The sequence below is a fragment of the Mycobacterium sp. 1165178.9 genome (genome assembly GCF_001673555.1).
Taxonomy (GTDB): Bacteria; Actinomycetota; Actinomycetes; order Mycobacteriales; family Mycobacteriaceae; genus Mycobacterium.
Genome location: NZ_LZMB01000130.1, coordinates 1 through 17,673, shown reverse-complemented (window position 1 = coordinate 17,673; position 17,673 = coordinate 1). Strand labels below are relative to the sequence as shown.

The window sequence follows — 17,673 nt, the reverse complement described above, 5'->3', positions numbered from 1 at the left end:
CGGCAGCCGTCGTCACATGACGACGTGGCCGGCGTCCACGGGTATCGCCGCGCCGGTGATGTAGCGCGAGCGCGGTCCGGCCAGCCAGAGCACCGCTTCGGTGACGTCCTGCGGTTCGACCAGCGGCACGTCCGGCAGCAGCATCTGGGAGACGGCAGGATTCGGGTTTTCCAGCATGCGGTTGACGACGAAGTCGTTGAGGATCATCGGCGTCATCACACCGGCCGGGTGGATAGAGTTGACCCGGATTTTATGCGGCGCATAGGCATTGGCGGCCGAACGCATCAATCCCACCACGCCGTGCTTGGATGCGGCGTAGGCGAACATCGCGGAACTGCCGTCGCCGCCCCGCCCGGTCAGACCCTGCGACGAGCTGATCATCACGATCGAGCCGCCCCGGCCCTTGCGGATGATCGATGGCACCGTCGCGAGAAGCGTGTGCCAGACCCCCTTGAGGTTCGTGTCCACGATCGAGTTGAACACCGGCTCGGAATGGGCGTCGGTGTCACCGATCGCGACCACTCCCGCGTTGGCGATGACGATGTCCACGTCTCCGATGGCGTCGAGCGCGCCCTGCACCCCGGCTTCCAGCTGTGCCAGGTCGCGCACGTCGGCGACGACGGGTACGGCCTTGCGCCCGGCGGCTTCGACCAGCCGTATGGTCTCCTCGAGATCGGCCTTGGTCCCCAGGGCGTAGGGGATCGCCTCGAGATCGGCGCAGATGTCGACGGCGATGATGTCTGCGCCCTGCTCGGCCAGCGCGACGGCGTGGCTGCGGCCCTGCCCGCGCGCGGCGCCGGTGATGACGGCGACCGTGTTGTCGAATTCACCCATCACTACACCTCCAGGGTCGTGCCGGTCTCGCGTTCAGCGAAGGCCACCAGCCGCGCGGCCGTGTCGTAATCGCAGGCCAGCGGCGTGCGGCCGATCAGCACCGGGCCGCCGCGCAGCCCGAACCTGCCAGTGACCCCGACGTAGCTGCCCGGCGGAATCGGCTCGCTGATGCAGTAGAGCGTGGGCGCGGCGCCCTCATCGATGTCGTTGGCCAACCGGTCGGCCACCATTTTGACCCCCTTGTGCGCCAGCGACATCAGCGGCGAGTCGCCCAGGTTCGACAGGTTCGAGGCCACCCAGCCCGGGTGGGTCAGCTGCGTGACGATCGGCGACCCGGCCGCGCGCAGCCTGCGGTCCAGCTCCAGGCCCCACAGCATGACCGCGAGCTTCGACTGCGCGTACGCGCCCAACCTCGTCCACTTGTGGCGGCGCAAGTGCAGGTCATCGAGCCGCAGCGTCGCCGAGCGGTGCGCGTCGGACCCGACGTTGATGATCTGCGAGCGCACCTTTCCCAGCAGCAGATTGGTCAGCGCGAACGGCCCGAGCAGGTTGGTGCCCAGTGTCATCTCGAAGCCGTCGACGGTCTCGGTGCGCCGGTCGGTCAGGGCGCCGGCGTTGTTGATCAGAATGTCGACCGGCTCGTCGATCAGGCCCGCAAAGGCCCGCACCGACGACAGGTCGGCGAGGTCGAGCTTGACCACAGATGACGAGCCGCCGAACTCGGACGCGCGTTGCTCGCCGAGTTCGGTGTTGCGCACCGCCAGGATCACGTGCGCGCCGGCTTTGGCGAGCGCGCGCGAGGTGCCCAGCCCGACGCCATTGGTCGCTCCGGTCACGATCACGCGTTTGCCGGTGAGGTTGCCGAGCCTGCTCGGCGTCCACGGTAAGGTCACGGCGATCCAGAGTAATGGTCGGTTCTATGTAAGTTGGACCGGTTCTGCCAACATAAGAGCGGAAGACTCCCGAGGCGGTTCGACATGAGTGACAGCGCCACCGAGATCACCAACCTCATCTACACCTACGCGCAGCTTCTCGATGGTGGCGACCTGGACGGGGTGGCCCGGCTTTTCGAGCACGGCCGCATCTGCGGGATCCAGGACGGCCCGCCGGAGACGGTGTTCGCCGGTTCCGCGCGGGTGCGGGAGATGTATGACATGGCCACGCGGATCTATGACGACGGCACCCCGAAGACCAAACACAACACAACCAACGTGCAGCTCTACATCGACGAGGCGGCGGGGACCGCGCGGAGCACGTCCTACTACTGCGTCACGCAAGCCACCGCCGACCTGCCGCTGCAGGTGATCGTGACCGGGCACTACAAGGACACCTTTCACCGGGTGGACGGGGCGTGGTGCTTCGACAGCCGCACCATGTTCGTCGACCAGGTCGGCGACGTCAGCCAGCATCTGAAGTTCTGACCCGTGGCATCCGCGAGCGCGTCCGACGGCCCATTCGACCCGGCCGCCGTGCTGGCCGATGCGCAACGCAAGGAAGAGCTGACCGATTGGGGCCCGGGCGAATTCGAGGGACCACTGCGGGTATTGCTGGACGATTACGCGGGCGCCGACTTGAACCCCATCGGCGTGCACATCCTGCGCTCGGGCATCGTGCACAGCCTGCGGATGAGGCTGCGCGCGCAGGAGTGGATCCGCCGCAATCCGGAAATCCTCGACGAGCGGATCGCCGCCCCGATCGTCGTCGTCGGGATGATGCGCAGCGGCACCACGCTGCTGCAGCGGCTGTTGGCCGCCGACCCGCGCTTTGTCTGCGCGTACGGGTGGGAGGTCGTCGAGGCCGCGCCGCGGCTCAACTATGAGTTCACCGGCGCCCCCGATCCGCGCATCGCGATCAGCGAAGCGCGAGAAGCGAAGTCCCGCGAACTGGCGCCCGAATTGTTTTCGATCCATCCGATGTACGCCAGGGAGGCCGAGGAGGAGATCGTCTTCCTGGCCGACGCGTTCTTGTCGCACGTGCCCGAGTCGGGCGCGCACCTGCCGCGATACCGAACCTGGCTCGACGCCCAGGACTTCTCCCCGGCCTACGGCTACCTGCACCGCATGCTGCAATTCCTCCAGTGGCAGAAGCGCCAGCGCGGCGGGCGGGGCCGGCGGTGGGTGCTTAAATCGCCTGCGCACCTTGGATATTTGAATCTCTTGCGGGCACGGTTTCCCGATCTGCACATCGTGCACATGCATCGTGACCCGCGCACCACGATCGCCTCGGGGGCCAGCCTGAACGCGACCCTGCATGCGATGCACGCCGATGCCGTCGACCCGCGTCGGGTGGGTGCGGAGTGGCTGGAGCGGATGGGCTGGGCTAACGATCGGGCCATGGCGGTCCGCGACGGATGGGCCGATGAGGGCGCCGTGGTCACCGACATCGGGTTCGACGACGCGGTGGTCGATCCGATCGGTCAGGTGGCACGCGTCTATGACGCCGTCGGCCTGCCGCTCACCGCCGCCGCCGAGGAGGCGATGCGGCGTTGGCTGGCGCGCCGTCCCCGGGAGGCGCCTCGCCCGCCCTATGGGCTGCAGAACTACGGCCTGCGTCCCGAGCAGGTCGACGATCGATTCATGTTGTACAACAAGCGTTTCGGACAGCACATCGGAGGAACAGCACATGCCTGATCACCCGGTCGCGACGGCGTCCCAGCACGAACAGGAGCTGGCGGCCCTCGACCTGATCGAGCACCCGACCGTCAAGGCCGCCTACCGCACGGTCGCCGAGACGTGGCTCGGTCGCGCCAGGGCGTCGGACGCGATGCGGGAACGGTTCGACGAGGCGTTCGCCGAGGTGATGTTCTCGGCGGCGGTGTGGTCGTCGAATCAGGACAAGCTGCGGCCCAAGGTCAGCTGCATCACCCGCCTCGCGCACCCGGTGGATGGTCGCAGCGTTCCCGGATCGCGTTGGGGTATCGACAATCCCGACAGTGTGTACCGGGTGATCCCGATCTCCGGGGACGAACGTTACGAAATCCACGGCCGGGTCGGCGAGCACCGCATGACCGAGAACTACTTCACGCTGTGGGACGCGCACATGGGCACCGTCGCCGTGCTCAACGGCCGCACCATGCGGGTCGAATCCGACTGCAGCTACACCATCACCGTCGACGCCGAACCCGCCAACGGGCGGCCCAACCACGTGCAGACCTCGCCGGAAGCCCACGAGTTCTACATCCGCGACGTGCTGCTGGATTGGGGTTGCGACGACCCCAATCACATCGAGGTGCAACGACTTGGCGGCCCGCCGACCACCCCGGCCCGCACACTCGACGAACAGGCCGAGGCCACGGCGGCGATGATGGATTACTTCGCCGACTTCACCGGCAAGCTCAGCCACGGCGTCTACAAGATGCCGGCCAACCATTTCAACCTGGCCTGGTCGGCCGACAAGGTCGGCGCGATGCGCAACCAGGTCTACGTCATGGGCCGGTTCGACCTCGCCCCCGACGAGGCGTTCGTCGTCGACCTGAATGACGGTGGCGCCGAATACTTCACGGTGCCGCTGAGCAACATCTGGGGCACCACTTTGGATCTCGTCGATCGCACCGGCAGCCTAAATAAGGCGCAGTCGGTCGCGAACGAGGACGGCTCCTACACCTACGTGATCTCGCCCGTCGATCCCGGCCTGGCGAACTGGATCGACTCCGACGGCTTGCGGGAGGCCATTTTGACTTTGCGCATGGCGGAGTTCGGCGAGGGAGGTCCGCGCGAAGACCTCGGCGCGCGCGGGCGAGTGGTCAAGCTCGACCGGCTCGACGCCGAGGTGCCGCACCTGCCGCGGGTGAGCGAGGAGCAGCGGGTGACGGAGCTGGCCCAGCGACGCAAGGCCTATCTGCGCCGCCTGCCGGAAGGGACGATCTAGTGTCGCGCTGGCTGATCACGGGGTGCTCCACCGGCTTCGGTCGCGAAATCGCTCGCGCCGCACTGCAAGCCGGCCACAGCGTGGTGGTGACCGCGCGGCGGGCCGAGGCGGTGGCCGATATCGCCGATGAATTCGGTGACCGTGCCCTGCCCCTCGCCCTCGACGTGACCGACGCCGCCCAGATCGCGGCGGCGGTGTCGGCGGCCGACGCGGCGTTCGGCGGGATCGATGTCCTGGTCAACAACGCCGGCCACGGGTATCTGTCCTCAGTGGAAGAGGGCGAGGACGCCGAGGTGCGAAAGCTGTTCGACGTGAACTACTTCGGTGCGGTCGACATGATCAAGGCGGTGCTGCCTGCCATGCGCAGCCGCGGGTCGGGTCACATCATCAACATCTCCTCGATGACGGGTCTGGTGGCCAACCCGCCCAACGCGTATTACTCCTCGACCAAGTTCGCGCTGGAGGCGGTGACCGAGGCGCTGGCCGCCGAGGTGCGCCCGCTGGGCATCAAGGTGACCGCCATCGAGCCGGGCGCGTTCCGCACCGATTGGGCGACGCGGTCGATGAAGGAATCGGGTACGCCGATCTCCGACTACGCCGACGTGGCCGCGCGCAAGGACCTGATCAAGCAGTTCGCCGATCACCTTCCCGGTGATCCGAAAAGGGTCGCCGACGCGGTGCTGATGGTGACCACGCTCGACGAGCCGCCGCTGCGGCTGCTGCTGGGCCGTGACGTGCTGAAGGCCGTGCGGGACAAGATCACCGCGATGTCGGAGTCGATCGAGGAGTGGAAAGCCGTCACCAAGGACGTCAATTTCGCGGACTCATGACGCCACTCGCCGCGACATATAACCCACGCACACGACACGCAGCGGGGAGTATGCCAGGTTTACGAGGAGCGGTGCATTGAACGTCAGTCGCGCACGATGAGGACCGTCTTGCCGGCGCGCCTGCCGGTGTCACGGCTTTCATAGGCCTCCCGGCCCTCGTCGAGGCCGAACGTCTGGGCGATCGCAACGTGCAACCGGTCGCCGTCAACCAGCGCGGCGAGTTCGTCGAGCTGATCCCGGTTCGGCGTGACGATGAAGAACGTTGCGGTGACGCCGAACTCGTCGGCCCTGCCATCCGGCGGCGGTGCCGACAAGGTGACCAGCCGGCCCCCTCGGCGCAGCACGGCGAACGACCGCTCCAGCGTTTGGCCGCCGACCGTGTCGACGACGACGTCGTAGCGGGCGCCGGTGTCGTCGAATGCCTCGGCGCGCACGTCGATCACCCGTTGCGCGCCGCAGCCGCGCAGGAGATTGGCGGTGCCGCTGCGCACGGTCGCGGTCACCCGGGCACCCAGCAACGCGGCCAGCTGAACCGTCAGCAGGCCCACTCCCCCGGCGCCCCCGTGGACCAGCACGGTCTCGCCCGGTTGCACGGCCGCGTGGTCGACCAAAGCCTGCAGGGCGGTCAGGCCGGCCAGCGGCAGCGCGGCGGCGACGACGTGCGACACCGTCGACGGCTTGGTAGCCAGGTCGGCGGCGGGCACGGCGACGAAATCGGCCGCCGCACCGTCGCGGTCGAACCCGATCAACCCGTACACCTCGTCACCTGGCGCGAAATCCGTCACGTCGGCGGCGACCGCTTTGACGACGCCCGAAACTTCGTGCGACGGGATCACCGGGAGGCGGCTGGCCCCGTCGCGAGTCCAGGTCTCCTCCCAGGTCAGCTCGTCGAAGGTGATCCCGGCCGCGTGTACGGCCACCAAGACTTCGCCGGCGGCCGGCACCGGTACCGGGGCACGTTCGAGCACGAGCTCCTCGGGACCGCCCCGCCGGTGCGCCCGCAGCGCGGTCATCTCGGTCATGGCAAGCGCCAATCGATCGCGTCGGCACCCATCTCGGCCAGCAGTTCGTTGGCACGGCTGAACGGGCGCGAACCGAAGAACCCGCGCGAGGCCGACAGCGGCGACGGATGCGGCGACTCGATGGCGACGCAATTCCCTTGGGCGAGTATAGGTTTGAGAGTCGAAGCGTCGCGGCCCCTGGTGGCCATCCTGTGGGGCCGCGACCGCTCTGTCAGCGCCCGGATAGCGCACTCGGTCACCGTCTCCCACCCCTTGCCGCGGTGCGACGCCGGATTGCTGGGGCGCACGGTGAGCACCCTGTTCAGCAGCAGCACGCCGCGTTGCGCCCAGGGCGTCAGGTCACCGCACGAGGGTTGAGGATGGCCCAGGTCCGCGGCGTACTCCTGAAAAATGTTGGCCAAACTGCGCGGCAACGGCCGCACCTCCGGTGCCACCGAAAAGCTCAGACCCACAGCGTGTCCGGGCGTCGGGTACGGGTCTTGCCCGACGATCAGCACCCGGACGTCGTCGAAGGGATAGGTGAAGGCGCGCAACACATTCGGGCCAGCAGGCAAGTACCTGCGCCCGGCCGCGATCTCGGCGCGCAGGAATTGCCCCATCTCGGCCACCTGGTCGGTCACCGGCTGCAGCGCAATCGCCCAGCCGGGATCCACCAGTTCACTCAGCGGACGCGCGGTCATCATCGGCCCTTCGCGATCGCGTAAACGGTCACCGCGTCACCCTAATACGATTGCCAGCCCGCGTAGCCGCTGTACTCCTGATCGTCGACGAGCACTCGGGCCGGCCCGTCGAGAACCCGACCGATGATGCGCCATCCGGCCGGCGCTGGACCCGCGAAACACGCCGCCAGGGCGTGGTCCTCGCCACCGCCCAGCACCCAGCGCCAGGGATCGGCGCCGACCGCGGCCGCGGCGGCGCCAAGCGCATCGCGGTCCGCGGTCAGCGCCGCCGTGGACAGATCCATGCCCACCCCGGATGCCTCGGCGACATGACGCAGGTCGGCGACCAGGCCGTCGGAGATGTCGATCATCGCCTGCGCACCCCCGGCCGCGGCCACCGCTCCCTGACCGTAGGGCGGCTGCGGCACCACATGCCGGCGCCGCAGCTCATCGAAGCCCTCAATATCGTTGCGCCACAGGTCAAATCCTGCCGCCGACCGGCCCAGGTCACCGGCGACGGCGATCAACGCACCGGGCTTCGCGCCCGATCGGAGCACCGGTGCGCGCCCGTCGGAGTCGCCCAGGACCGTCACCGAGATGACCCACTGCGGGCAGTGGACCAGGTCACCACCGGCGATGCCGGCACCGAATCGTTGCGCCTCGTCCCACATTCCGTCGACCAGCGCGTCCACCTTCGCCGCCGGCGTATCACCGGGTGCTCCGAAGGCGACCACGAATGCCGTCGGCCGCCCGCCCATCGCCTCGATATCCGCGGCGTTCTGGGCGATCGCCTTGCGGCCGATGTCGTGCGGCGTCGACCAGTCGAGCCGGAAGTGCCGATCCTGCACGAGCATGTCGGTCGACACCAGCGCGGGGCCATCACCCGATGACACCAGCGCCGCATCGTCACCCGGGCCGAGCACGACCGCGGCAGGTTGCTCGCGCCCGCGCACCAGGCGATCGATCACGGCGAACTCACCGAGTTGCCGCAGCGACGGGGACTCGCCCGATTCGTCTTGCACGCCACCTCCTTCGGCGCGTCACGGTCCGGTGCGGGCCCCGGCCGACCATAGGTCCCCGCCCGTGGAACGGACCGCGCCAGTGTAGAACTTCGCGCTACATGCGGGGTTTTCTCGTCCCGAGAATAAATTGGCACGTGAGTAAATGCGGGCGATAGTGGTTAGCAGAGAAGGAGGTGCGCGGGCGGTGGCAACCGAATCGGACGCCGATGCCGGGCCGCCGCGCGCGCTGATCATCGCCGCGATCGCGCTGGCCGTCGCGACCATCGGCGTGATCCTGGCCATCGCGGCGACCCGCGAGGCGCCCCCGCGTTCGGTTGCGATTCCCGAGGTTCCGGCGCCGCAGGCCGACGGGGCCGCATGCCGGGCGCTGATGGGCGCGCTGCCGCATCGGCTGGGGGATTACCAGCACGCGCCGCTCGAGCAGCCGGCCCCGCACGGCGTCGCCGCCTGGCGAAGCGGGGCGGACGGTGACCCGGTGGTGCTGCGTTGCGGGCTCGATCGTCCGGCCGAGTTCGTCCTGGGATCCCCGATCCAGGTTGTCGACCGGGTGCAGTGGTTCCAGGTGCGTTCCGAACAGCAATCCGCGGGTGACGCGGGCCGATCCACCTGGTACACGGTGGATCGCGGAGTCTATGTGGCGCTCACGCTGCCGACCGGATCGGGACCGACGCCGATTCAGCAGCTATCCGAGGTGATCGACCGCAGCATCCCGGCGGCGCCCATCGACCCCGCCCAGCCCCGTTAAGTCGATGGTGGCGACCCGCATCGCCCGGCCACGCCGCGCTCGCGATCACCGCTAGGTCGATGGTGGCGACCCGCATCGCCCGGCCACGCCGCGCTCGCGATCACCACTAGGTCGATGGTGGCGACCCGCATCGCCCGCCACGCCGCGCTCGCGATCACCACTAGCGCAGGCCCACTCCGCGAGCCAACGCAGTCTGGACCATCGTCGCCAGCAAGGTCGCGTAATCCACACCGCTGGCCGCCCACATCCTCGGGTACATCGAGATCGTGGTGAATCCCGGCATCGTGTTGATCTCGTTGAGCACCGGCCCGTCTTCGGTTAGGAAGAAGTCCACCCGGGCCAGCCCTTGGCAGTCGATGGCCTGGAACGCCCGGACCGCCAATTGGCGCACCGTGTCGGCGGTTTCGTCGTCCACCTTGGCGGGCACGTCCAATTCGGCCGCGTCGTCGAGGTATTTGGTGGAGAAGTCGTAGAAGGAATCCTCGCGCCCGCGCACCCCGGCCACCCGGATCTCGCCCAGCGTGCTGGCTTCCACTGTGCCATCGGGCATTTCGAGCACACCGCATTCCAGCTCACGACCGACGACCGCGGCCTCGACGATGACCTTGGGGTCATGCCGGCGCGCCATCGCGATGGCACCGTCCAGCTGATCCCAGCTCGACACCCGGCTCACACCGATCGAGGAGCCGCCGCGGGCGGGTTTGACGAACACCGGCAGGCCCAGCCGCTCGCACTCCTCGGGGCGCGGCCTCGTGTGCGACTGGCGCAGCACCGCGTAGTCACCGATCGGCAAGCCCTCGGCGGCGAACAGTTTCTTGGTGAACTCCTTGTCCATGCCGGCCGCGCTGGCGAGCACGCCGGCCCCCACATAGGGCACACCGGCGAGTTCCAGCAGACCCTGGATGGTGCCGTCCTCGCCGTAGGGGCCGTGCAGCACCGGAAACACCACGTCGACCGACGCCAACACCTCACTGGCACCGGGCGCGAGCGACATCAGCTGGCCGCTGCGCCGAGGGTCGGCGAGCAGTGCCAATTCGGTTCCCGATGCCGCGGTCACCTCAGGCAGCTGCCGGTCGGTGATCGCCAGCGCGGCGGGGTCGCCATCGGTGAGGACCCACGAACCTTCCGGAGTGATGCCGATCGCGAGCACGTCGAATCGCTCCGGGTCCAGGTTGCGCAGAATGCTGCCCGCCGAGACGCACGAGATGGCGTGCTCGTTGCTGCGCCCGCCGAAGACGACGGCGACGCGCACCCGCTCGCCTGAGCTGGGGCGCGGCGACCGCTGGCTGGCATTCACAATCTCAAGAGGCTACCGGGTGGCGCCGGGCCCGGTCGGGTGGCGGGCCTAGGCATGGCCTTCATACGACTCGGCGCCGTTTATTCGGGCTTGGTCCTGCGGCCCAGGAGCAGGGCCATCGCCTCGTCCACCGACAGCCCTTTGTGGCACACGCGGTGCACGGCGTCGGTAAGGGGCATTTCGACGTCGTAACTAGCGGCCAGCGCCAACACCGATTCGCAAGACGTCACACCCTCGACGACGTGCCCGTCGCCGCCGTCGGGCGTACCGGCCAGCACCGACTGGATTGTCGCGCCCCGGCCGAGCCGCTCGCCCAGCGAACGGTTACGCGAACGCGGTGAGCTGCAGGTCGCAACCAGGTCGCCCACACCGGCCAGCCCCGCCAGCGTCGCGCCCTTGGCGCCGAGCGCAATCCCCAGCCGCATGATTTCGGCCAACCCGCGGGTGATGATCGCCGCCGTGGTGTTCTCGCCCAGTCCGACGCCGACGGCCATCCCACACGCCAGGGCGATGACGTTCTTGCAGGCGCCGCCGATCTCGGTGCCGACCACGTCGCTATTGGTGTACGGGCGGAAGTAGCCGCTGTTCAGCATGCGCTGCAGGGCGACCGCGCGGCCCGAGTCGCTGCACGCGATGACGGTGGCCGCGGGCTGGGATGCGGCGATTTCGCTGGCCAGGTTCGGCCCCGAGATCACCGCGACCTGAGACGGGTCGACGCCGACGACCGAGACGATGACCTGGCTCATCCGCATCAACGTGCCCAGCTCGATGCCCTTGGCCAGGCTGGCCAGGGTGGCGCCCTCCCGGATCAGCGGCGCCCAGCGCTCGAGGTTGCCGCGCATCGTCTGCGCGGGCACGCCCAGCAGTACCGTCGACGCGTCGCGCAGCGCTTCGGCGGCGTCGGCGGTGGCACGGACGCCCGGCGGCAGCAACGTGCCCGGCAGGTAGTCGGGGTTGGATCGGGTGGAATTGATCTGCTCGGCGAGCTCGGGCCTGCGGGCCCACAGCGTGACGCCGGCCTCGGGTCCCCCGGCATCGATGAGCACTTTGGCCAGCGCCGTGCCCCACGCCCCGGCACCCATGACCGCGACGGCGCCCGATGATGCGCTGGTCATGTATGACCTCCTGTCCGGTCGGGGTTGCTCACGCGGCACGTGCAGCCGCTACACCCTAGATCAGCGACGGACCGGGCGTCACGCGAGTCAGTGTGTCCCGCGCAGGGCGGAGCGTCGCCGGTGTTGGCGAGCGACCCGCATCCCGTCGCTGGCAGGATGACTCCTCATGAGCGGCATACGAGCCGACGGCGCAGGCGATGTGGCGCTGATCATCGCCGTCAAGAGGCTGGCGGCGGCCAAGACCAGGCTGGCCCCGGTGTTCTCGGCGCGCACCCGCGAAAGCGTGGTGCTCGCCATGTTGATCGACACCCTGACCGCCGCGGGACGGGTCCGATCGCTGGGTTCGATCACCGTGATCACGCCCGATGACGCCGCGGCCGCGGCGGCCCTCGAGGTGGGAGCCGACGTGCTGGCCGACCCGACACCCGAGGGTCATCCCGATCCATTGAACAACGCCATCGCCACCGCGGAACGCGCGGTGGGGACTTCCTTCGCCAATGTCGTTGCGCTGCAAGGGGATTTACCGGCACTGCAGACCCAGGAGCTTAGCGAGGCGATCGCCGCCGCGCGCCAGCACCGGCGCAGCTTCGTCGCCGACCGGCTCGCGACGGGCACCGCAGCATTGTTCGCGTTCGGCGGCCCGCTCGACCCGCGGTTCGGCTCCGATTCCTCGGCGCGGCACCGCAGTTCGGGTGCGATCGAGCTGACCGGCGCCTGGCCGGGCCTGCGGTGTGACGTCGACACTCCCAACGATCTCGCCGCCGCGCGCCGCCTCGGGGTGGGGCCGGCGACCGCGCGCGCCATCGCGACACACTGATTCGATCAGCAACCTGTCCGGCGGGTAAACGTCATCCCAACGGCGAACGGATGTCCCTCGAGCGCTAGCAGCACGCGCGCATGATGAGCAATGATCGCAGGGTGACTGAAATCGAAGCTGAGGCGCGACCCGACGAGAATTTGTGGCATGCGGGCGACTCGGCCGTGGCGGCGCCACCGGCTGCGACGCAGGCCGCGCTGACCGATCTCCCGGACGACCGCTACCTCAATCGCGAGCTGAGCTGGCTCGACTTCAACGCCCGCGTGCTGGCGCTCGCCGACGACAACTCGCTGCCGCTCCTGGAACGTGCCAAATTCCTGGCGATCTTCGCCTCCAACCTCGACGAGTTCTATATGGTGCGCGTCGCCGGCCTCAAGCGCCGTGACGAGATGGGATTGTCGGTGCGCTCCGCCGACGGTTTGACGCCGCGCAAGCAACTTGCGCTCATCGGGGAACAAACTCAGCGGATCGCGACCCGGCACGCGCGGGTGTTCCTCGATTCGGTGCGGCCCGCACTCGCGGAGGAAGGCATTCACATCGTCACGTGGGCCGACCTCGATCAGCGCGAGCGCGACGAATTGTCGGCTTATTTCACCGAACAGGTCTTCCCCGTTTTGACGCCACTGGCCGTCGATCCCGCGCACCCGTTCCCGTTCGTCAGCGGGCTGAGCCTGAACCTGGCGGTCATGGTGCGTCAGCCCGAGGACGGCGGGCAGCACTTCGCCCGAGTCAAGGTGCCCAACAACGTCGATCGCTTCGTCGAGCTCGCCGCCATCAGCAACGCGGACGACGGCGGGCGGACCATCGTCCGCTACCTGCCGATGGAAGAGCTGATCGCGGCCTTCCTTCCTCTTCTGTTCCCCGGCATGGAAATCGTGGAGCATCACGCTTTCCGCATCACCCGCAACGCCGACATGGAAGTCGAAGAAGACCGCGATGAGGATCTGCTGCAGGCGCTGGAACGGGAATTGGCGCGCCGGCGGTTCGGCCCGCCGGTGCGACTCGAAATCGCCGACGACATGACCGAGGCCATGCTGGAATTGCTGCTGCGCGAACTCGATGTGCATCCCGGTGATGTCATCGAAGTCCCCGGCCTGCTCGACCTTTCGTCGCTGTGGCAGATCTACGGCCTGGACCGGCCGGCACTTAAGGACCCGGCGTTCGTCCCGGACACCCACCCCGCTTTCGCCGACCGCGAATCTCCCAAGAGCATTTTCGCGACGCTGCGCGAAGGCGACGTCCTGGTGCACCACCCGTACGACTCCTTCTCCACCAGCGTGCAGCGATTCATCCAGCAGGCCGCCGCGGACCCCAACGTGCTGGCGATCAAGCAAACGCTGTATCGCACCTCCGGCGATTCGCCGATCGTGCGGGCGCTGATCGAAGCGGCCGAGGCCGGTAAGCAGGCCGTGGCACTCGTCGAGATCAAGGCGCGTTTCGACGAACAAGCCAACATTCGTTGGGCGCGCGCACTCGAGCAGGCGGGCGTGCACGTGGTCTACGGGCTGGTCGGCCTCAAGACGCATTGCAAGACTTGCCTAGTGGTGCGCCGCGAAGGTTCGGCCATCCGGCGGTACTGCCACATCGGAACCGGCAACTACAACAGCAAAACGGCCCGCCTGTACGAGGATGTCGGCCTGCTGACGGCGAACCCCGATATCGGCGCGGACCTCACCGATTTGTTCAATTCGCTGACCGGTTATTCGCGTAAGGTCTCCTATCGCAATCTGTTGGTGGCACCGTACGGAATTCGCGCCGGCATCATCGAACGCGTCGAACGCGAGATCGAAGCACACCGGGAAAGCGGAAACGGACGCATTCGCTTGAAGATGAACGCGCTTGTCGACGAGCAGGTGATCGATGCGCTCTACCGGGCGTCGCAGGCCGGGGTGCGCGTCGAGGTCGTGGTGCGCGGCATCTGCGCGCTGCGCCCAGGTGCCGAGGGGTTTTCCGAAAACATTTTCGTCCGCTCGATTCTCGGCCGTTTCCTGGAGCACTCGCGGATCATCCATTTCCGCAACATCAACGAGTTCTGGATCGGCAGCGCCGACATGATGCACCGCAACCTCGATCGGCGCGTGGAGGTGCTGGCTCAGGTCAAGGACCCCAAGCTCACCGCGCAGCTCGACGAATTGTTCGAATCCGCACTGGATCCCTCGACCCGGTGCTGGGAACTGGGGCCCGACGGGCAGTGGACGCCGTCGCCACAGGAGGGCCATTCCGTACGCGACCACCAAGTATCGTTGATGGAGCGCCATCGCAGTCCCTAGCTCTGTGCGGTTGTATTCCGGTCGTTTCTCCCGGCCGCATCCCGATCAGGCGTGCGGCCCTGAAGTGAATTGATCTGCAGGAGTTGAGGTGCCCACCCAGAATTCGTCCGCCGCACGGCGCTCTGGAAGCCGAGTAGTGTATGCCGCCGGTGCAGTGCTGTGGCGACCCGGCAATGGTGATACGGGCAACCACGACATCGAGATCGCCATCATTCACCGTCCCCGGTATGACGACTGGTCACTGCCCAAGGGCAAGGTGGACCCCGGCGAGACGGCCCCGAGGGCGGCCGTGCGCGAGGTACGGGAGGAGACGGGTGCCCACGCCATCCTCGGCAGGCGGCTCGACTTGGTGAGCTATCCAATCGACCAGGGCGTCAAAAAAGTCTTCTACTGGGCGGCGCGCTCCATCGGCGGAGAATTCGTGCCGGGCAACGAGGTGGACGGGCTGGTGTGGCTGCCGATCGCCGAGGCGATGCAGAAGCTGGACTACACGCAGGACCGAAAAGTGTTGCGGCACTTCAACAAAAAGCCCGCGGACACCCAAACCCTGTTGGTGGTCCGGCACGGCACCGCGGGCCGCAAATCGCGTTTCTCCGGCGACGACGCCAAGCGGCCGCTGGACAAACGTGGACGCGCGCAAGCCGAGGCACTGGTGCCGCAGCTGCTCGCATTCGGCGCGTCACAGGTGCACGCGGCCGACCGCGTCCGCTGCCACCAGACCGTGGAACCGCTTGCCGAGGACTTGGACGTGCCCGTGCACAACGAGCCCACCCTCACCGAAGAGGCCTATGCCAAGAACGCGAAACGTGGACGCCACCGAATCCTGGATATCGCCGAGGAGCAAGGCACGCCCGTTGTCTGCACTCAGGGCAAGGTGATTCCGGACTTGATCGCGTGGTGGTGTGAGCGCGATGGCGTGCGGCCCGACAAATCGCGCAACCACAAGGGCAGCACCTGGGTGCTCTCACTGTCAGACGGACGGTTGGTGGCTGCCGACCACATCGGCGGCGCGGTGGCCGCCAACGTTCGGGCCTAACGTGGTGGCGGACCGTCCGTCCCCCGCAAGCGGGTGAGGGCACCTCCCGCTCGGGGGGGCGTACCTCCGCCGCCGCTAACGCACGAATACCCTTCGGGGGCTTCACTGCCGCCCGAAGGGTACTCGTGTCTAGAACTTGACTCCGCTACTTGCGGCCGCGACGAGCTGTCGTCTTCTTTGCGGCCGCCTTGCGGGCCGGAGCCTTGCTCGCAGCCTTGCGGGCCGGAGCCTTCTTAGCCGCAGCCTTCTTGGCCGGAGCCTTCTTGGCAGCAGTCTTCTTGGCCGGAGCCTTGGTCGCCGCCTTGCGAACTGGAGCCTTCTTGGCCGCAGTCTTCTTGGCGGGAGCCTTGGTCGCGGCCTTGCGGGCCGGAGCCTTCTTAGCCGCGGCCTTCTTGGCCGGAGCCTTCTTGGCCGCGGCCTTCTTGGCCGGGGCCTTCTTCGCCGCGGTCTTCTTGGCCGCGCCGCCACCTGATACGACACCGCGCTTGACCGCGGGGCCGTCCGACGGGAGGCGCTGTGCGCCAGACACAACCGCTTTGAACTGTGCACCGGGGCGGAACGCCGGGACGGACGTCGGCTTCACCTTCACCGTCTCACCGGTCCGCGGGTTGCGGGCCACCCGCGCTGCGCGACGCCGCTGCTCGAACACACCGAACCCGGTGATGGTGACGCTGTCGCCCTTGTGTACCGCACGCACAATGGTGTCGACAACGTTCTCGACCGCTGCGGTCGCCTGTCGACGGTCCGTGTTCAATTTAGTTGTGAGCACATCAATGAGCTCTGCCTTGTTCATCAATCCCTCCGACACTAGTGGTCCTCGATTTGAACCGACTAGTGGACACGGTAAACCCTCACCCAGCAAATTTCCAAGAGCCACGCGCAATTTCAAGGCAAAGCGTGCGCTGTTTTCGCAATCCGCTTGCCGCCCTTGACCGGTGGAGGGTGTTAAAAATCGGCTCGGTTTAGTTAGCCGATCAAGCAGAAAATCGGCTTTACTCGGCCGTCGAAGAGGTGGGCAGAGTGCGCGGTTTCCAGTCCGGATACGCCGCCTCGAATGCCTCGATTTCGTCGAGTTTGCGCAGCGTAAGGGCTATATCGTCGAGACCTTCGAGCAGTCGCCAAGCGGTATGGTCGTCAATCTTGAACGGCAGCACCGTCGTTCCCGCGGTGATATTTCGATCTTGAAGATTGACAGTGATTTCCAAGCCCGGACTCTGCTCGATGAGCTTCCAGAGCAGTTCCACACCGTCCTGAGAAACTTCGGCCGCCAGCAGCCCCGCCTTGCCGGCGTTGCCCCGGAAAATGTCACCGAACCGAGACGAGATGACCACCCGGAACCCGTAGTCCATCAGTGCCCACACCGCATGCTCACGCGATGATCCCGTCCCGAAATCGGGTCCTGCCACTAGCACTGACCCGCGGTCAAAGGGGCTGAGATTTAGTACGAATGACGGATCCGACCGCCAACTGGCGAACAATCCGTCCTCGAAACCGGTTCGGGTGACACGCTTCAAATACACCGCCGGAATGATCTGATCGGTGTCGACATTGGAGCGCCGCAGCGGCACACCGATACCGGTGTGGGTGTGAAATGCTTCCATGCTCATCCCTTCACAGTCGAATACGTCAGCTCAAATCGGCTGGAGCTGACAATCTGCCGCGAACCGCTGTCGCTGCGGCAACGGCCGGAGACACCAAATGCGTGCGGCCGCCTTTACCCTGGCGCCCTTCGAAGTTGCGGTTGGACGTCGCGGCACACCGCTCCCCCGGCGCAAGCTGGTCGGGATTCATCCCCAGGCACATTGAGCAGCCCGCTTGGCGCCATTCGGCGCCTGCGGCGGTGAAAACCTCACCCAGCCCTTCGGCTTCGGCCTGCGCGCGCACGCGCATCGAGCCCGGCACGACGAGCATCCGCATGCCCGACGCGATCTTGCGTCCGCGCAGCACATCGGCGACGACCCGCAGATCTTCGATACGACCGTTGGTACAAGAGCCCACGAACACCGTGTCAACGGCGATGTCACGCATCGGCGTGCCTGGTCGAAGGTCCATATATGCCAACGCTTTCTCAGCCGCCTGGCGCTGCGCGTCGTCGGTCATCAGCTCGGGATCCGGCACCGCGTCGGCCAACGGCACACCCTGGCCGGGGTTGGTGCCCC

General features: G+C 67.3%; 18 protein-coding genes. 8 read left to right on the top strand and 10 right to left on the bottom strand.

Going from position 1 to position 17,673, the window contains the following annotated elements; translation table 11 throughout:
- Positions 1 to 12: 12 nt before the first annotated feature.
- Positions 13 to 834, bottom strand: a complete 822-nt coding sequence (locus A5652_RS06360; protein WP_067347976.1) for a mycofactocin-coupled SDR family oxidoreductase — start codon at positions 832 to 834, stop codon at positions 13 to 15.
- A gap of 2 nt (positions 835 to 836) precedes the next feature.
- Positions 837 to 1,727, bottom strand: a complete 891-nt coding sequence (locus tag A5652_RS06355; protein ID WP_067347919.1) for an SDR family NAD(P)-dependent oxidoreductase — start codon at positions 1,725 to 1,727, stop codon at positions 837 to 839.
- Positions 1,728 to 1,811: 84 nt separating this feature from the next.
- On the opposite strand from A5652_RS06355, the gene A5652_RS06350 reads away from it, so the two are divergent.
- Genes A5652_RS06350 through A5652_RS06335 form a run of 4 tightly spaced genes read left to right on the top strand, consistent with a single transcriptional unit; the run spans position 1,812 to position 5,531 of the window.
- Complete coding sequence (locus A5652_RS06350; protein ID WP_067347915.1) at positions 1,812 to 2,255, top strand: nuclear transport factor 2 family protein; 444 nt, start codon at positions 1,812 to 1,814, stop codon at positions 2,253 to 2,255.
- A 3-nt stretch (positions 2,256 to 2,258) separates the two neighbouring features.
- Positions 2,259 to 3,464 (top strand): sulfotransferase, encoded by a 1,206-nt coding sequence (locus tag A5652_RS06345; RefSeq protein ID WP_067347912.1) that lies wholly within the window; start codon positions 2,259 to 2,261, stop codon positions 3,462 to 3,464.
- Complete coding sequence (locus A5652_RS06340) at positions 3,457 to 4,701, top strand: hypothetical protein (protein ID WP_067347909.1); 1,245 nt, start codon at positions 3,457 to 3,459, stop codon at positions 4,699 to 4,701. Before A5652_RS06345 ends, A5652_RS06340 begins: the two co-directional genes overlap by 8 nt.
- The gene (locus A5652_RS06335) at positions 4,701 to 5,531 is read left to right on the top strand and encodes an oxidoreductase (protein WP_067347905.1); all 831 of its coding nucleotides are present in this window, start codon (positions 4,701 to 4,703) and stop codon (positions 5,529 to 5,531) included. The genes A5652_RS06340 and A5652_RS06335 overlap by 1 nt, the downstream gene beginning before the upstream one ends.
- An 83-nt stretch (positions 5,532 to 5,614) precedes the next feature.
- Here A5652_RS06335 and A5652_RS06330 read toward each other — a convergent pair whose 3' ends face one another.
- The 3 genes from A5652_RS06330 to A5652_RS06320 are packed head-to-tail and all read right to left on the bottom strand — an operon-like array spanning position 5,615 to position 8,234.
- Positions 5,615 to 6,544, bottom strand: coding sequence for an NADP-dependent oxidoreductase (locus tag A5652_RS06330; protein WP_067347973.1), 930 nt, complete (start codon positions 6,542 to 6,544; stop codon positions 5,615 to 5,617).
- Between the two features lie 5 nt (positions 6,545 to 6,549).
- Entirely contained in the window at positions 6,550 to 7,233 is a 684-nt protein-coding gene (locus tag A5652_RS06325; protein ID WP_067347969.1) for a uracil-DNA glycosylase, read from the bottom strand.
- Positions 7,234 to 7,274: 41 nt separating this feature from the next.
- Positions 7,275 to 8,234, bottom strand: a complete 960-nt coding sequence (locus A5652_RS06320; protein ID WP_067347901.1) for a thiamine-phosphate kinase — start codon at positions 8,232 to 8,234, stop codon at positions 7,275 to 7,277.
- 184 nt (positions 8,235 to 8,418) lie between these two features.
- On the opposite strand from A5652_RS06320, the gene A5652_RS06315 reads away from it, so the two are divergent.
- Positions 8,419 to 8,979, top strand: a complete 561-nt coding sequence (locus tag A5652_RS06315; RefSeq protein WP_067347898.1) for a DUF3515 domain-containing protein — start codon at positions 8,419 to 8,421, stop codon at positions 8,977 to 8,979.
- Between the two features lie 160 nt (positions 8,980 to 9,139).
- On the opposite strand, the gene A5652_RS06310 is transcribed toward A5652_RS06315, so the two are convergent.
- Positions 9,140 to 10,276, bottom strand: a complete 1,137-nt coding sequence (locus A5652_RS06310) for a D-alanine--D-alanine ligase family protein (protein ID WP_067347895.1) — start codon at positions 10,274 to 10,276, stop codon at positions 9,140 to 9,142.
- Positions 10,277 to 10,356: 80 nt separating this feature from the next.
- Complete coding sequence (locus A5652_RS06305; protein ID WP_067347891.1) at positions 10,357 to 11,391, bottom strand: NAD(P)H-dependent glycerol-3-phosphate dehydrogenase; 1,035 nt, start codon at positions 11,389 to 11,391, stop codon at positions 10,357 to 10,359.
- A 166-nt stretch (positions 11,392 to 11,557) separates the two neighbouring features.
- Here A5652_RS06305 and cofC point away from each other — a divergent pair, with 166 nt between their 5' ends.
- The 3 genes from cofC to A5652_RS06290 all read left to right on the top strand — a co-directional run bounded on the left by cofC (position 11,558) and on the right by A5652_RS06290 (position 15,514).
- Positions 11,558 to 12,208: a 2-phospho-L-lactate guanylyltransferase gene (gene cofC / locus A5652_RS06300; RefSeq protein ID WP_067347887.1), complete on the top strand. Its 651-nt coding sequence runs from the start codon at positions 11,558 to 11,560 to the stop codon at positions 12,206 to 12,208.
- Between the two features lie 80 nt (positions 12,209 to 12,288).
- The gene (locus tag A5652_RS06295; protein ID WP_067347884.1) at positions 12,289 to 14,478 is read left to right on the top strand and encodes an RNA degradosome polyphosphate kinase; all 2,190 of its coding nucleotides are present in this window, start codon (positions 12,289 to 12,291) and stop codon (positions 14,476 to 14,478) included.
- 88 nt (positions 14,479 to 14,566) lie between these two features.
- A complete protein-coding gene (locus A5652_RS06290; RefSeq protein WP_067347880.1) occupies positions 14,567 to 15,514 on the top strand; it encodes an NUDIX hydrolase in 948 nt (315 codons plus the stop codon).
- A gap of 145 nt (positions 15,515 to 15,659) precedes the next feature.
- Here A5652_RS06290 and A5652_RS06285 read toward each other — a convergent pair whose 3' ends face one another.
- The 3 genes from A5652_RS06285 to A5652_RS06275 form a co-directional block, all read right to left on the bottom strand.
- Complete coding sequence (locus tag A5652_RS06285; RefSeq protein WP_067347877.1) at positions 15,660 to 16,307, bottom strand: HU family DNA-binding protein; 648 nt, start codon at positions 16,305 to 16,307, stop codon at positions 15,660 to 15,662.
- A gap of 199 nt (positions 16,308 to 16,506) precedes the next feature.
- Complete coding sequence (gene leuD / locus A5652_RS06280) at positions 16,507 to 17,115, bottom strand: 3-isopropylmalate dehydratase small subunit (protein WP_067347966.1); 609 nt, start codon at positions 17,113 to 17,115, stop codon at positions 16,507 to 16,509.
- Between the two features lie 25 nt (positions 17,116 to 17,140).
- The coding region (locus A5652_RS06275; protein ID WP_255361810.1) for an aconitase family protein at positions 17,141 to 17,673 on the bottom strand (533 nt) is incomplete at its 5' end.